8 protein-coding genes are annotated in these 15,609 nt (G+C 66.9%); 3 read left to right on the top strand and 5 right to left on the bottom strand.

Going from position 1 to position 15,609, the window contains the following annotated elements:
- Positions 1 to 15: 15 nt before the first annotated feature.
- Complete coding sequence (locus KHO41_RS41900; RefSeq protein WP_211954725.1) at positions 16 to 3,816, top strand: alkyl sulfatase dimerization domain-containing protein; 3,801 nt, start codon at positions 16 to 18, stop codon at positions 3,814 to 3,816.
- An 883-nt stretch (positions 3,817 to 4,699) separates the two neighbouring features.
- On the opposite strand, the gene KHO41_RS18430 is transcribed toward KHO41_RS41900, so the two are convergent.
- The 5 genes from KHO41_RS18430 to KHO41_RS18410 all read right to left on the bottom strand — a co-directional run bounded on the left by KHO41_RS18430 (position 4,700) and on the right by KHO41_RS18410 (position 9,611).
- Positions 4,700 to 6,802, bottom strand: a complete 2,103-nt coding sequence (locus KHO41_RS18430; RefSeq protein WP_211954724.1) for an acetate--CoA ligase family protein — start codon at positions 6,800 to 6,802, stop codon at positions 4,700 to 4,702.
- Between the two features lie 92 nt (positions 6,803 to 6,894).
- Complete coding sequence (locus tag KHO41_RS18425) at positions 6,895 to 7,293, bottom strand: Zn-ribbon domain-containing OB-fold protein (protein WP_211954723.1); 399 nt, start codon at positions 7,291 to 7,293, stop codon at positions 6,895 to 6,897.
- Positions 7,294 to 7,335: 42 nt separating this feature from the next.
- Positions 7,336 to 8,502, bottom strand: coding sequence for a thiolase domain-containing protein (locus tag KHO41_RS18420; protein WP_211954722.1), 1,167 nt, complete (start codon positions 8,500 to 8,502; stop codon positions 7,336 to 7,338).
- A 128-nt stretch (positions 8,503 to 8,630) separates the two neighbouring features.
- A complete protein-coding gene (locus KHO41_RS18415) occupies positions 8,631 to 9,215 on the bottom strand; it encodes a DUF2889 domain-containing protein (protein ID WP_211954721.1) in 585 nt (194 codons plus the stop codon).
- A gap of 75 nt (positions 9,216 to 9,290) precedes the next feature.
- The gene (locus tag KHO41_RS18410) at positions 9,291 to 9,611 is read right to left on the bottom strand and encodes a hypothetical protein (RefSeq protein WP_244873887.1); all 321 of its coding nucleotides are present in this window, start codon (positions 9,609 to 9,611) and stop codon (positions 9,291 to 9,293) included.
- A gap of 367 nt (positions 9,612 to 9,978) precedes the next feature.
- Here KHO41_RS18410 and KHO41_RS18405 point away from each other — a divergent pair, with 367 nt between their 5' ends.
- The gene (locus tag KHO41_RS18405) at positions 9,979 to 14,004 is read left to right on the top strand and encodes a LuxR C-terminal-related transcriptional regulator (protein WP_211954719.1); all 4,026 of its coding nucleotides are present in this window, start codon (positions 9,979 to 9,981) and stop codon (positions 14,002 to 14,004) included.
- A 1,037-nt stretch (positions 14,005 to 15,041) separates the two neighbouring features.
- On the top strand, positions 15,042 to 15,602 hold the full coding sequence (locus KHO41_RS18400) for an AMP-binding protein (RefSeq protein ID WP_211954718.1): 561 nt from the start codon (positions 15,042 to 15,044) through the stop codon (positions 15,600 to 15,602).
- The last annotated feature ends 7 nt before the right edge of the window (positions 15,603 to 15,609 follow it).

Here is a 15,609-nt window from a genome sequence, read left to right as displayed (position 1 = left end):
CAACGAGAGACAGACATGCAAGAGCAGTACGATTACATCGTGATTGGCGCGGGTTCTGCCGGCTGTGCCGTAGCAGCCCGCCTCGCGGATAGCCGCGCGGGCAGCGTCGCCCTGCTGGAAGCCGGCGGCCACGACTTCAACCCCGCGATCACGATTCCCATCGGCATCGCCTCCACGGTACCGAAGCCGGGCCCGTTCAACTACGGCTACGCCACGGAGCCGCAGCCGGCACTCAACGGGCGCGTCGGTTACCAGCCGCGCGGCAAGGGCCTGGGCGGCAGCTCGTCGATCAACGGCATGATCTACATCCGCGGCGTCCCGTCGGACTACGAACGCTGGGCCGGGGACGGTTGCGACGGTTGGGGCTGGGAAGACGTACTGCCGTACTTCAAGCGTTCCGAGCGCAACGAGCGACTCGGTGGCCAGGCCGAAGACGCCTGGCATGGTGGCCAGGGTCCGCTGGACGTAGTCGATACGCGTTCGACCAATCCGTTCGACCGCCGCTTCCTGCAGGCCGCCGAATGCGCTGGCCTGCGCTACAACCCCGATTTCAATGGCGCAGAGCAGGAGGGCGTCGGCTTCTACCAGCGTACGCAGCGCGACGGCGAGCGCTGGAATGCCGCACGCGCCTACTTGCACCAGGGCAACAAGCAATCGATCAACGGCGGCCGCGACAACCTGGCCGTGCTGACCGACACGCAGGCCCTGCGCATCGTGTTCGAAGGCAAGCGTGCGGTGGGCGTGCTGGTCGAGCGTGGCGGCGAGCAGGTCACGCTGCGCGCGCGCCGCGAGGTGATCCTCAGCGGCGGCACGTTCGGCTCCGCGCAGCTGCTGATGGTGTCGGGCATCGGCCCCGCCGCGCATCTGCGCTCGCACGGCATCCCCGTGGTGCATGACGCGCCCGGTGTCGGCCAGAATCTGCAGGAGCATCCGAACCTCAAGGTGCAGGAGCGCGTGTTCAGCACTGACCTGTACGCGTTCAGCGTGCGCGGCGCGATCCGGCTGTACGGCGAGTGGCGCCGCTACAAGCGTGAGCGCTTCGGCATGTTCGCATCGAACATCGCGGAGACCGGTGGCTTCATCAAGAGCGACCCGTCGCTCGCGGACCCGGATCTGCAGCTGCATTTCTCCACGGCACTGAGCGATCCCGCCGCGCGCAGCGCGCATGGCTACAGCCTGCATGTCTGCGTGCTGCGCCCGCACAGCCGCGGCCAGGTCCTGCTGGCGTCGCCTGATGCGCGGCAGGCACCGCGGATCGACCAGAACCTGCTGGCCGATGCGCGCGATGTCGAAAGCATGCTTGCCGGGCTGCGCGTCGTGCGCCGCATTCTCGACCAGCAGCCGTTCCGGCGCCTGGGAGCGAAGCCGCACAACTATGCGGGCCTGCGTTTCGACGGCACGGACGACGCCGCGGTGCGCGAGTTCATTCGTGCGCGCACCGACGTCATCTTCCATCCGATCGGTACCTGCCGCATGGGCAGCGACGCTGCATCGGTGGTCGATCCGCAACTGCGCGTGCGTGGTGTCGAAGGCCTTCGCATCGCCGATGCATCGATCATGCCGACGCTGATCGGCGGCAACACCAATGCGACCGCGATCATGATCGGCGAAAAGGCCGCAGACCTTGTGCGCGGCATCAAGCGCGCCGGCGACGGCGTCTTCGTCCAGCCGCGTGCCGTTGCGGCGCAGCCTGCCACCCAGACGGCAACTCCCGAAGCCGTCGCTCCCGCAGCCCGCAACAGTCATCATCGAATGACCGTCCTGGCCGCCGGACTGGCTCTGGCTGCCTCCGCACAAGCAGCGGACGCGCCTGTGACTGCACAGCAGAAGCCGGCCAGCGCTATCACCGCCGCTGCCAACGCCGCCGTGCTGCAGCAGCTGCCGTTCGACGACCGCGGCGATTACGAGGCCGCGCAGCGCGGCCTGGTCGCGCCATTCCGTGGCCAGGTCCACGATGCGCAGGGGCGGGTGGTGTGGGATACCGCGACCTATGATTTCCAGCAAACGCCCTGGACGGCCAGCGGCGCGGCAGGCTCCGGCCAGAATGGGGGCGTGATTCGCGTGGCAGACCAGAAGCCGCAGGTGAAGGCGGACCCGCAGGCGAAGGTGCCCGACAGCGTCAACCCGAGCCTGTGGCGCCAGTCACAGCTCAACAACTACGCGGGCCTGTTCCGCGTCGCCGACCGCGTCTACCAGGTACGCGGACTCGATCTCGCGAACATGACGATCATCGAGGGACAGCGCGGCATCATCGTGGTCGATACGCTGACCAGCGCCGAGACGGCAAAGGCGGCGCTTGATCTCTACTACGCCAATCGACCACGCAAGCCGGTTGTCGCGGTGGTCTACACCCATTCGCATGCCGATCACTTTGGCGGCGTGCGCGGCGTGGTGGACGAAGCCGACGTGAAGGCCGGCAAGGTGGCCATCTACGCGCCCGACGGCTTCATGCACGAGGCCGCCAGCGAGAACGTGTTCGCGGGCAATGCGATGTTCCGCCGCGCGCTCTACCAGGCCGGCAGCGGCGTGCCCAGGAACGAGCGTGGCCAGCTTGACACCGGCATCGGCAAGTCGGGCTCGATCGGCGGCACCCTCAGCCTGATCGCACCGACCGTGCTGATCACCAAGCCTTACGAGACGCGCCGCATCGATGGCGTCGAAGTCGAGTTCCAGTTCACGCCGGGCACCGAAGCGCCGGCGGAAATGAACTTCTACCTGCCGCAGATGCGTGTGCTGTGCATGGCCGAGAACGCCACGCGCACCATGCACAACATCCTGACGCCGCGCGGTGCACTGGTGCGCGATCCGAAGGCCTGGGGCAAGTTCCTCGACGAAAGCCTGGTGCGTTATGGCGACCGTGCCGACGTGCTGGTAGCGCAGCACAACTGGCCGACATGGGGTGGCGAGAACATCCGCAACCTGCTGGCCGACCAGCGCGACATGTACACGTACCTGAACGACCGCACGCTGCATCTGCTGAACGAAGGCAAGACGCCCATGGAGATCTCCGAGGCCATGAAGAAGCTGCCGGGCAACCTGGAGAAGAAGTGGTACACGCGCGGGTACTACGGCTCGCTGAGCTTCAATTCGCGGGCCGTGTACCAGCGCTATCTCGGCTTCTACGACGGCAACCCGGCGCACCTGAATCCGCTGCCGCCGGTTGAAGGCGGCAAGCGCTATGTCGAAGCCATGGGTGGTGCGGACAACGTGCTCAAGCAGATGCAGGCGGCGATGCAGAAGGGCGACTACCGGTGGGCGGCCGAGATCGGCAATCATCTTGTCTTCGCGGAGCCCGACAACAAGGCCGCGCGCGACGCGCAGGCCGATGCGCTCGAGCAGCTTGGCTACCAGGCGGAGAGTTCGCTGTGGCGGAATATGTATCTGATGGGGGCGTCTGAACTGCGCAATGGCACGCGGCCGCTGCCGGGCCGCAATGCGGCCGACATGATCCGCGCGTTGGAGCCGTCGATGTTCTTCGACTTCATGGGTGTGAGGTTGGATTCAGAGAAGGCGCAAGGGCACGACATGACGCTGAACTGGGTGTTCTCGGATCTGAAGAAGCCCTATGCAGTGACGTTGCGGAACGGGGTGCTGACGTATCGGGAAGGGGCACGTCATCCGAAGGCGGATGTCACTGTGACCATGACCAAGCCTACGTTGGATCGTATCAACCTGCGGCAGGTGGATTTGAAGACGGCGATGGCGCAGGGGGATGTCAAGGTTGAAGGGGATGGCGGCAAGCTTGGTGATCTGATGGGGATGATGACTACGTTTGATCCGTCGTTTGGGGTTGTTACGCCGAATTTGAAGCGATGATGGAGTAACGGATGGGGCAGGCGCCCCCGGGCCTGGGAGGGCTCGGGGGCGTTTGTCGTTTGCGGCCTGTTGATGTTCTTGGCATGCGCTGCTGTTTCGCCGGCGTAGCCGGCGAGTCACTTTTGTCCGAGCGACAAAAGTAACCAAAAACGCGTTTTGGTTGCCCCAAAGGGGCGAATTTTTATCGTAGTGTGCCAGGGGTGTTGTACGGGTATGGGCTTCAGAGGGGATTTCCGCTGCCTGCCGCGTGGGGCATCACCGTGGGTAGGAATACAGCGCTGATTGAACGAGCCCTGCAAGCGTCTGTGGCCCCTGCTGCGAGCGATATCGTGTGATCGCCTTCGGCTGCGCTACGCGCAGAGCTCCAGTCTGAGCACGCAGGCCCAGGGCAAACCACGCCTCGGTGAAGATGCCGGCGCTTGCATGCGCGTAGAGAAAGGAAACAGGCCTCGGGCGCCAGCGACGTTGATGAGCTCGCATCCAGACGACGACGCGCGCGCAGCGCAGCCGAAGGCGTCCCACCCCTGACCTTATTGAAACGCTGTACCCGAGTCCGTCTTGGGGATCGTCCAAAAGTCGTGCCGCGCGAGGCACAGGTTCTGACTCACATGGCGTAGCAGGGTTGAACCACTGACCACCATCGCAGGCGTCCAAAGCCGTTTGAACGACTGCCGCCGTGGAATTGATGGCCAGCGGCAACGACGCGCTTTTCTGCTTACTCTTTTGTCGCTCGGACAAAAGAGTAAGTCGCCGGCTACGCCGGCGAAACAGCGGCGCCTGCCAAGATCGACTGCGCCGCCCCAACAATAGGAGCCAGCCGGCAAAGCCGGCAAAAAAGGCGCCGCCGGCCAAGCAAGACAGGCCCGATCAACGCCACCCCCCCTTATTCCCCAACCTCAATCACCGCATCCACCGCATAAGCCCCTTGCCCTTCAGGCATCGCCAGCACCGGATTCAAATCAATCGACTGCAACCGCGGCCCCGCAGCGACAGCAAACGCCGACAGCTGAGACAGCGTGCGCGCCAGCGCAGGAATATCCGCGACCGGCCGTCCGCGAGCACCCAACAGCAGCGGCGCTCCCTTGATCGAACGAATCATCTCCTCCGCAACATCCGGCCCGAACGGGCAGCGATGGAACACCACATCCTTGAGGATTTCGACGAACACACCACCAAGACCAAACATGGCGATCGGCCCGAAGACCGGATCACGGTTGATACCCATGATGCATTCCACGCCGCCCACGAGCTGCTTGGCCACCAGCACGCCTTCGATGCGCGCATCGGGCACGGCCTTGCGCGCGCGTTCGAGCAGCAGCGCGAAGCCTTCGCGCACAGCACCTTCGCTGTTCACGTTCAGCAGCACACCGCCGATCTCCGACTTGTGCAGGATGTCCGGCGACAGGATCTTGAGCACGAGCGGGAAGCCGATCTCGCGCGCGGCGCGTACCGCGGCTTCCTCATCGGCGCAGGCACGTTCCGGTGCGCTCGGAATACCGGCTTCGGCGAGCAGCGCCTTGGCTTCGGCCTCGGTGGGCGTTGCCGAGGGCAAGGTGACGGCGGGGACCTGGGGTGCCGGTGCGGTGGACTTGCCGGCCAGGGCGCGGCCGAAGCGGCCCATCGCAGCGATGGCGGCGACTGCGCGGCTCGGATCACCGAACACCGTGAAGCCGGCTTCCTCGTAGCGTGCTAGGACGGTCGGGTCACCGCGCCCCACCATCACGTAGAGGCGGTCCGGGTAGCGCTTGCGCACGTCGGCGAGTTGCTGCAGCAGCGTGTCCGCCACGGTGTGGTAAGAGGCCGCATAGCTGAAGAAAGCGAGCAGCGTGCCGTAGCCGCCTTCGCCCATCATGGCCTCGGTAAACGGCGTGACCAGGGTCGTGTCGTTGATGAACTGGGCGGTCACGTCCACCGGGTTGCGCGGCGCGCAGATCGGCAGCTTTTCCAGCATGCGGGCCTGGGCCGCGGCCGGCATCTCGGGCATGGGGATGCCGAGGTCTTCGGCGGCATCGGAAATGATCACGCCGGCGCCGCCGCTGATGGTCACCACGCCCAGCGTATTGTCGGCGGGGAACACGCGGCGCGAGGCCAGGCGCAGGATGTCGAGCATTTCCTCGGTGGTGCGCACGCGCACCACGCCAAGCTCATCCAGCACCGCGCTGACCACCGCGTCGTCGCCTGCGATGGAAGCGGTGTGCGAGCGCGCGGCCGCGCCACCCACTTCGCTGCGGCCCACCTTCATCATCACCACCGGCTTGCCGGCGGCATGGGCCGCCTTCAGCGCATCAACCAGGCCCGGGCCATCGCTGATGCCTTCCGCATAGACGGCGATCACGTCGGTCATCGGGTCGGCGGCGAACAGGCGCACGATGTCGCTGACGTTCAGGTCGGCTTCATTGCCGGTCATGACGATGCTCGACGGATAGACGCCCGCTTCCATCGCCGAGCTGACCAGGTGGCTGCCATAGGCGCCGGACTGGCTGACGATGCCGACGCGGCCGGGGCGCGAGACGCCCAGCGACGAGAAGGTCGAGAAGCTGCCGACGAAGCCGTTGTGCATGTTGACCATGCCCAGCGTGTTCGGACCAAGCAGGCGCATGCCGCCGCGGCGTGCGATGGCGACCATTTCGGCCTGCATGGCGGCGCCTTCCTCGCTGACTTCGGCAAAGCCGGCGGTAAACAGGATCGCGGCCTTGGTGCCGCGCTCGGCCAGGGCCTTGACTGCCTGCAGCGCGTGCTGGGCAGGGACGGCGATGATGGCGACGTCGGGGACTTCCGGCAGGTCGGCCACCGATGCATAGGCCGGCAGGCCCTGCACCGTGGACCGGTTCGGATTGACTGGCATGATGCGGCCGGCATAGCCCTTGGCCAGCATCGAGGAAATCGGGCGGCCGCCGATGCGGGTAGGCTCATCGGATGCGCCGATGATGGCGACCGAGCGGGGATTGAGCAGGCAGTCCGGAATAGCAGTGGCTGTGGTGTTCATGGCGGTGGATAGTTATGTTGGATCTTATGGAGCAGCGGCCGCAATGCCCGGTGCCGGACCATGGCCGGCACCGGGTGCGATGTCTAATGCCGTCAGACGGGCCGGAACGTCGGCATCGGCGGGCCGTTGTCAGTCGGCGTGAAGGTCAGTTCCACCTTCTGGCCGATGTGCACGGTGTCGAGATCGCAGTCGACAATGCGCGTCATCATCGTCACGCCTTCGTCGAGCGTGACATAGGCCATGCAGAACGGCGTCGGGCCGGCACGCCGCGTGACGCTGTACGAGTAGACCGTGCCGCGGCCGGCCGAGGCCTTCCACGTGGTCTCGCCCATGCAGAACGGGCACAGCGTGCGCGGATACCAGTGCGGCTTGCCGCAGTCATTGCAATGGCGAACCAGCAGGCGGCCTTCGCGGGCGGCCGTCCAGAACTCGGTGTTGTCCGGCAGCTCTTCAGGCGCCGTCAGGACTTGCGGAGTGAAAGGAGTGCTCATGATGAGGTCTCAGTGATTCTGTGTGGGATGCCCGAGTGCGGCTTACTCGCGCTCGAGGATCAGGGTGGCGCTGCCGTGGCGCGAGCCGAGCAAGCCGCCGGTGCCCTGCGCTACGGCCAGATCGCAGTTCTTCACCTGCACCGCCGGATGCGCTTCGCCACGCAGCTGTCGCACCGCTTCGATCACCTTGGTGATGCCGCCACGGTTGGCCGGGTGGTTGTTGCACAGGCCGCCGCCATCGGTATTGAACGGCAGCCTGCCGACGCCCGAGATCAGGTTGCCGTCCATGACAAACTTGCCGCCTTCGCCTTTCTTGCAGAAGCCGAGGTCTTCGAGCTGCATCAGCACGGTGATCGTGAAGCTGTCGTAGATCGACGCGTATTTGATGTCGGCAGGCGTCACGCCGGCTTCGGCAAACGCGGCCGCGCCGGAGAACTTCGCGCCGGACCACGTCAGGTCGACATGGCCGCCCATCTGGCCCTTCACGTATTCGCCGGCACCGAGAACCTTGACCTTCGGGCGGTTCAGCTTGGCGGCGATTTCCGGGCGCGCGACGATCAGCGCGCCGCCGCCGTCGGACACCACGCAGCAGTCGAGCTTGCGCAGCGGGTCCGAGATCATCGGCGCGTTCAGCACGTCTTCCACCGTCACGACATCACGCAGCATCGCGTGCGGGTTGTGCTGTGCGTGGTGCGATGCCGCGACCTTGATCCATGCGAGCTGTTCGGCCGTGGTGCCGTATTCGTACATATGGCGCATGGCGACCATGGCGTACGAGTTGACGGTCATCGGGCTGAACGGGGCTTCGAAGGCTTGGTCGGGAACGCCCGCACCCCAGGCGCGCGGCTTGGTGCCGCTGGAGCCTTCGGAGCGCGGACGGCCGGCCAGCGTGATCAGCGCGACGTTGCACTTGCCTGCGGCAATCGCCTGCGCGGCGTGCGACACATGCACCAGATACGACGAGCCGCCGGTCTCGGTGGAATCGACATGGCGCAGCTTGAGGCCGAGGTAGTCGACCATATTGAGCACGCCGAGGCCCGGCGCGTCGCCGGCGCAGAAGTAGCCGTCGACGTCGGCCAGCGTGAGGCCTGCGTCTTCCAGCGCGCCCTTGGCGCTTTCCGCGTGCAGTTGCGCGACCGACTTGTCCGGCGCCTTGCGGGTCGGGTGTTCATAGGCCCCGACGATATATGCCTTGCCTTTGATGCTCATGCGTAATTCCTTGGGTCGAAAGGTTGATGGGTAAGCGGATCCTGTCGCGTACGGCCGGTCCTCGGGCGAGTGCAGGCCTGGCGGATCTGTCTGGCCAGGATTGCGGAATAGGGTTGGCGAAGCGCCTCTCAGCCAGGCGCGCCTGCCGGTTCTTCGCTGGCGACGCGCCGGTGCGGCGGCCACAGGACGTCCACCACCACGCTTTCGGGGCGGTACGTGTGGCATGTGCCGATCACGGCCGGCTTTTGCATGGGACCTTGTTCGTCCGCCGGCCGCCGGCCGTTGCGCAGCGCGCGGCCGACGGCGAAGCCGCTTTGGATAGCCGTGGTGGCCAGCGGACCCAGCAGTTCGGTCAGGTGCGTGCAGCCACCCACGCCGCCCACGCGAGCTTTCACGGCCTGCCGGAAACCGCGGCGCAGCGTGAGGCCCTTGAGCGCGTCATAGGCCGTTTCAATTTCGCGGCAGAACTCGGTGGGTCCGACCAGTGTGCGCGCGCAGACGTCGCGGATCACCATGTCGTCGATGCTCACCGTTACCGTGACGCGCATGTGATGGATCACGCCGCCGGGCGGCACGATCTTGAACAGCAGGTCGGTGCCGTCTGGCGAGATGTCCTTGAGTTCCGCTTCGACGTCCAGCAGGCCGTCATCGCGCAGGTAGCCGTTGCACGTGATGTGGCGCGTGTGTACGGGCTTGCGGTTGGGTAGGGTCATTGTGCTGTGTCTCCTGTGCCGGTTTCTTCGGTCTGTCGCCGCCGGTCAGCGTGTTCGTGCTTGCTGCATGCGCTGTCAGTTCGGGCTTGGCCAGGCACCCGGCCGCCGCTGCCGCCCGCCTTGCGTGCGTCGGTGCGCAGCCCAGAACAGCACGCGCAACGGAAAGCCGAGCCCGCCTGCCATGGCCTGCCGGCAATGCTCGGCCGGAAGCTCCACCGGCACCCCGAGTTCCACCGCCGACGCATAGCAGACGATGCGCGCGTGCGGATCGGCCGCCTGCATGCGGCTGTCGACCAGCGCCCGGAGCGCCTGCGGATATGCCTCGCCAGATGACGAACGCCTGGCGGACTGCTGCAGGTCGCGGCTGAACTGCCGGACTTCGTGGAGCAGGTCCATCAGTCCTTCCATCGGGGGCGGTGAGTGCTGCGGCATGACGACTATCGAAAAGGGTTGGCGGCGGCCGGGGCGGGCCCGGTGGCGGAGGCGTCGATGCGCCTCATCGTGGCGCCGGAGGCTCTCCGCGAAGGGGGATATCCGTTCTGCCACGGGAACTGCACCCGGGGCGCCGGGTAAGTCCCAACCGCCGATTGTCTACGAGGTATGGTAGCATCATCCGTAGTTTCGTAGTCAATAGAAAAATCGGAGACAGCCATTTGCCGGGCGATAGCCGGTGGCGGCCGCGTCGCAGCGTTTGCGGCCGGACCCTGCCACGGTCTGTCCGACCGCTCGTACGGTCTCCGATCCGCCAGCAAGGGGAACCACTATGCGCATCGCATCCCGTATCGTCCTGAGTGAGACAGAACGGACCGAACTGGAGGCCTTGTCCGCCGCCACTGCGGGCAACCTGCGCCTGGCGCAGCGCGCGCGGATGATCCTGCTGGCGGCTGCCGGCTGGCAGAACAAGGACATCGCCGCGCAAATTGGCGTCGGCCGCGTGCAGGTGGCGCGGTGGCGTGACCGGTATGCCGCATCGCGGCTGGCCGGCATCGAGCAGGACCTGCCGCGCGGCGCGCCGCCCGTGCGCACCGACGTGGCACGCTTGGTGGCGCTGGCCCGCGACGCCGGCCCGGGGGTGCTCAGTACGCGCCAGCTTGCCGCCGAACTCGGCGTCAGTCCCGCCAGTGTTTCGCGCCACTGGCGCGCGAGCGGGCTGCCACCCCGACGCGGCCTGGCCCTCGCCGATAAACAGCCGGGTGCTGATGGCGTCACTGTGCGTGCCGCCGAGATTGTCGGTCTCTATATTGCCGAGCCGGAACATGCCATCGTCGTGGCGCTAGAGGCCGATGCCGATCTCGCCGGCAGGGCTCCGGCGTCGGACGCTGCCGCACGCAACAGCGCCACCTACCGCCGCACGCTGGCCGCCTCGTTCATGACGGCGCTCAAGGTCGTCCATGGCGGGACGGCGCCGGCGTTTCAAGCCGGGCGGGCGTCCGGCTGGCAGGGCTTCCTCCAGACGCTGGCGGAACATTACCCTGCGGGGCGTCCGCTGCTGATCCTCGCGGACAACCCCGCCTCGCACAACGACCCCGGGGTGCGGGACGTGATCGCCGGGCAGCCCTGGACCGTCAGCTTCGCCGCCGGGCAGGCGGCATGGATGCGTGCCGTGCAGAGTCTGCTGCGCGATGCGGCTGACGGGCTGCCTGCAGGAATACCGCAAGTGCTGGCCGTGATCGGCGAGCATGCGCGCGGACCGTTCCAATGGATTCGCAGCGCAGGCGACGCAGGCTATGCGCAAGGGCAGGGGGCCGTGCCGCGCGCCTTCACCGCGCAGGCATTTGCTCCGTCCCCTTTCGCGGGTATGTCTGCCGGCCGTTCGTTCGAGGCTTTCACGGGTACCGAATTCGACTCGGTGGCCACGTTACCGTCCGCAGAACCGGGGCTGCCAAGGCAATATTCCGCATTGCCGCCGCAGTCCTTTCTGTCGCTCGTGCCCGCGCTCGATACGCGCCCCGGGCCGATGCGTCCGCTGCAGCCGGTGGCCAGCGCCAAGCTGCTGCCGCCGCGGCACGCGCGCAAGCTGCTGCCGCGCGAACGCCTGATGAACCGGCTGCTCGACGCGCGCCGCCAGCGTTGCGTAGTGATCCAGGGTCAGGCCGGTGCGGGCAAGACCAGCACGCTCATGGCCTGGCGCAAGGCGCTGATCTCGCTCGGCTTCGATGTGAGCTGGCTGGCGCTGGCAGCCGAGGACAACGAGCCGACGCGCTTTTTCGACTGCCTGCTCGCCAGCCTGGCCGAGATCGATCCCGCCATGGCACGCGATGCCGCCATGCAGGTCGGCGGCGCGGAGGACGACGACGCCATCGAGCAATGGGTGATCGCACTCGTGCAGGCGCTTGGCCCGCGCGAGCGCGAACTGGTGCTGATGATCGACGACCTGCACCACATCACCGACGCACGCATCTATCGTGCGTTGCAGCGTTTGCTCGACTACGCGCCCCCGCATCTGCATCTCGCGTTCAGCTCGCGCAGCGCATTGCCGCTGGCACTGGAGGCACTGCGCGCACAAGGGCTGCTGACCGAGATCGACATGCGCGACCTGCGCTTTACGGCCGAGGAATCCGCGCGCTTCCTGGAAGAACAGCTTGGCACCATCGCCCCGCGCGACGCCGCCGCGCTGCACGAGCTGACGGACGGCTGGGTGGCCGGGCTGCAACTGTTCGCGGTGGACCTGCGTGCACGCCGCAGCGCGGATTATCCGCTCACGAAGGTGCGGGACCCGCGCACCTTCGCGGCGTTTTTCGAGCGCGAGGTCCTGGGCCTGCTGGCGCCGGACGACCTGGCGCTGCTCACCCGCATGTCCACCTGCCACCGCTTCTGCGCCGACTTGTGCGCGGCCATGCCGGGCGAAACCGAGACGCCGTCGCGCATCGGTGACCGGCTGGCACGGCTCGAATCCGACAACCTGTTCATCACGCAGTTGGACACGCACGACCGTGATGTGTGGTACCGCATCCATCCGCTGCTGCGTGAAACGCTGCTGGCCAGGCTGGAGACGGGCAAGGACGATGTGGCCGATACGGTCGACATGTCCGGCCCGGGCACGACCGATGCGCCGGACAAGCCGGCCGACGCCAGTCCCGCCAACCCCGCCAACGATGAGCACGGCCCCTGCGCGCACGGCGCGGCCCGCGAACTCCATGCTGCCGCGTGGCGCTGGTTTGACCGACGCGGCCACCTCGACGATGCCGTCTACCATGCGGTGCGCGCCGGCGATGCCGACGCCGCAGCGACCATGGTCGAGGGATGTGGGCATACGCTGCTCAAGCGCGGCGAGCTGCCCCAGCTGCTGGGGCTGGTGCGCCGGCTGCCCCGCGAGCAGTTGCAGAACCGCTTCGGCCTGCTGGCGCTGGTGTCGTTCCTGCAGCTGTACATGCGCGATGTCGACGGCCTGGGCCGGAGCCTGGAGCGCCTGGAGCCGCTATGCGACCGCAGCAACGCCGTGCACCAGTACGTCATCTGCCTGCTGCGCGCGGGTCGCGCCGTGCAGGTCGACGATGCCGACACCGTGCTCGGCATGCTGCCGGCGCTGTGGGCGATTCCACCCGAGGCGGATGACCTGTGGTGGACCGCGCGCCGCAATGTGCTGTCGTGGCTCTTCATCCTGCGCGGCGAGTTCGACGAAGCGCGCCGCCTGCAGGACGATACCGAGCGCCGCAGCAGCGTGCCGCGCAGCAGCCTGTTCGGCCGCTACATCACGGCCATGAGCCTGGTGATGGAAGGCGAGATCGAACGCGCGGGCCGCAGTGCGCGTGAAGTGCTGCGCGAGTCAGAGCGGCAGGGCGTGACGTTCCTCGGCCTCACTTGCATGGCAGCGGGCCTGCTGGCCGACATCCTGTACGAACTCAACGATCCCGAAGGGGCATGCCAGTTGCTGGAACCGCGCATCGGCATGCTGGAACGCGTGTCGCTGCCCGACGTGGTCCTGCGCGCGCTGACGTTGCTGTCGAACGCGCACTGGCTCGCGGGCCGGCATGCGCAGGCCAGTGCCTGCCTGGACCGGCTCGAAGCCTACGCCGCACGCAACAACCTCGCTCGCCTGCAGGCCGAGGCACTCACGCTGCGGTTGCGCCGGCACCTGCAGCAGGCCGAGACGGAGCGTGCCAACACGGTGTTCCGGCAGGTACAGCTACTGGCCCAGCGTTATGCGGGCGAGACCGGCACGGTGGCGCGGCACATTGCACTGGCCGCGGCGCGGGCCGAGGTCGAGATGTCGCTCTATACGAAGGACTACGCCGCCGCTGCAGCGCGCCTCGAAGCCTTGCTCGCCCGCGAGGCCGGCGCCAAGCCGCTGCGCATTGCGGCGCTGTGGCTGCAACTCGCGCTGGCGCGCCACGCCACGGGCAACACGCGCGGCGCGCGGCCGGCCTTCCTGAGCGCCCTGCGCACCGGTCACGGTGCCGGCCTGATCCGCACGCTGCTCGATGTCACGGGCGGGGCGCCGCAGGTGTTCCTGGAGCTTGCAGGGGAGGGAATCGACGAGCCGGTGCTGGCGTTCTATGCGCGGCGTTTGCAGGCCGCCGCGGTGGCGTCCGGCGCCGCGGTTTCGCGTCTGGCCGACGAAGCGGCACCGATTGCCGTGCTGAGCGAGCGCGAGCGCGAGATCCTCGGGCTGCTCGCGCAGGCGATGTCGAACAAGAAGATCGCGAGTGTGCTCAACGTGTCGCCGGAGACGGTGAAGTGGCATCTGAAGAATATCTACGCGAAGTTGGGGGTGAATGGGCGTGGGCGGGCGGCGGCGCGGTTGCGGGATATTGCTACGCAGGAGAGGGGGAGTGTGTTGGCGGCGTAAGAGGGGTTGTCGTGCTTGGCGGGCGCGGCTGTTTCGCCGGCGTAGCCGGCGGGGCTTCTCGTGGGGGGGTATCGCTCTTCGCTAGCGCTGCTGTTTCGCCGGCGTAGCCGGCGAGTCACTTTTGTCCGAGCGACAAAAGTAACCAAAAACGCGTTTTGGTTGCCCCAAAGGGGCGAATTTTTATCGTAGTGTGCCAGGGGTGTTGTACGGGTATGGGCTTCAGAGGGGATTTCCGCAGCCTGCCGCGTGGGGCACCACCGTGGTCAGAATTACAGCGCTGATTGAACGAGCCCTGCAAGCGTCTGTGGCCCCTGCTGCGAGCGATATCGTGTGATCGCCTTCGGCTGCGCTGCGCGCAGAGCTCAAGTCTGAGCACACAAGTCCAGGGCAAACCACGCCTCGGTGACGACGCCCGCGCATGGCATGCGCGAAGTCGAGAAAGGACCTCGGACGAACCTGGGCGCCAGCGACGCTGATGAGCTCGCACCCAGACGACGACGCGCGCGCAGCGCAGCCGAAGGCGTCCCACCACTGACCTGGTTGAAACGCTGTACCCGAGTCCGTCTTGGGGATCGTCCAAACGCCGTGCCGCGCCAGGCACAGGTTCTGACTCACATGGCGTAGCAGGTTGGAACGGCCGACCACCATCGCAGGCGTCCAAAGCCGTTTGAACCCCTGCCGCCGTGGAATTGATGGCCAGCGGCAACGACGCGCTTTTTGGTTACTTTTTGTCGCTCGGACAAAAAGTGACTCGCCGGCTACGCCGGCGAAACAGCCGCGCTGGCCAAGAACGACACATCAACCCCAACCCCAAAACCCCCGCCGGCTACGCCGGCGAAACAGCGGCGCATGCCAAGAACGACACCCCCGCAGCTCATGCACCGACCCATATGCACCACTACAACCGCACCAATAAGTCCCCCCATAAGTTCCACCCCCGCCATCCACCCGCGTCGGGGAGTACCCCCCAACCGCACCGCCCGCGATGATGGACTCAACAAGGCAGCCGTACCGGATTCCCGGAGTTCCATCGCGTCATGTCCAGCCACTCTTCGCTCCCCGTTCACCTGCCAGCCGGCGATCCGCCCGCAGCCTGCGTTACCGGCTGTGCGCTGTTCCGCCAACTGGAAGCGCAGGCGGAAGCAGAGCCGGACACGATCGCGACGGGCAACGCTACCTACCGCGACCTGCTTGACGCCAGCCTTGCGCTGGCCGGGTACATGCAGCAGCGGCTTGGTGTGCGCGCGGGAGATCCCGTACTGCTGATGCTGGAAGACGGTGAGTCGTCGGCCATTGCCACTTATGCCGTGGCCCGTTGCAGCGCCAGGGCCATTGCTTCCGTGGCGTTTGAAGACGGCGCGGAGATCGCCAGGCAGACGGCGGCGAGCGGCGTGCAGGTGGCAATCGCACCGACCAGAGCATTGATGGCGCTGGCGCCGCTGCTCGATGACGGCTCGCTGTACGGCTGCATCGTGCCGGGCGCAGGCCAGTTCGCGCGGCCCGGCGTGCATGACCTCGCAGGCGCCGTGGCGGCCGGCATCGCGCCGGTGCCGTTGCCGCCGGGTCACCGGCCCTGTTGTCCGGACGCTGCCTTGTGAAATCCGG

This window comes from Cupriavidus numazuensis (assembly GCF_905397435.1).
In the GTDB taxonomy this organism is placed as follows: Bacteria; Pseudomonadota; Gammaproteobacteria; order Burkholderiales; family Burkholderiaceae; genus Cupriavidus; species Cupriavidus numazuensis.
This window is presented reverse-complemented; position numbering and strand designations above follow the sequence as displayed.

Bases quoted from the DNA above. Each gene is read 5' to 3' on its own strand.
- KHO41_RS41900 (WP_211954725.1), top strand. From the start codon at position 16: ATGCAAGAGCAGTACGATTACATCGTGATTGGCGCGGGTTCTGCCGGC.
- KHO41_RS18430 (WP_211954724.1), bottom strand. From the start codon at position 6,802: ATGAACACCACAGCCACTGCTATTCCGGACTGCCTGCTCAATCCCCGC.
- KHO41_RS18425 (WP_211954723.1), bottom strand. From the start codon at position 7,293: ATGAGCACTCCTTTCACTCCGCAAGTCCTGACGGCGCCTGAAGAGCTG.
- KHO41_RS18420 (WP_211954722.1), bottom strand. From the start codon at position 8,502: ATGAGCATCAAAGGCAAGGCATATATCGTCGGGGCCTATGAACACCCG.
- KHO41_RS18415 (WP_211954721.1), bottom strand. From the start codon at position 9,215: ATGACCCTACCCAACCGCAAGCCCGTACACACGCGCCACATCACGTGC.
- KHO41_RS18410 (WP_244873887.1), bottom strand. From the start codon at position 9,611: ATGGACCTGCTCCACGAAGTCCGGCAGTTCAGCCGCGACCTGCAGCAG.
- KHO41_RS18405 (WP_211954719.1), top strand. From the start codon at position 9,979: ATGCGCATCGCATCCCGTATCGTCCTGAGTGAGACAGAACGGACCGAA.
- KHO41_RS18400 (WP_211954718.1), top strand. From the start codon at position 15,042: ATGTCCAGCCACTCTTCGCTCCCCGTTCACCTGCCAGCCGGCGATCCG.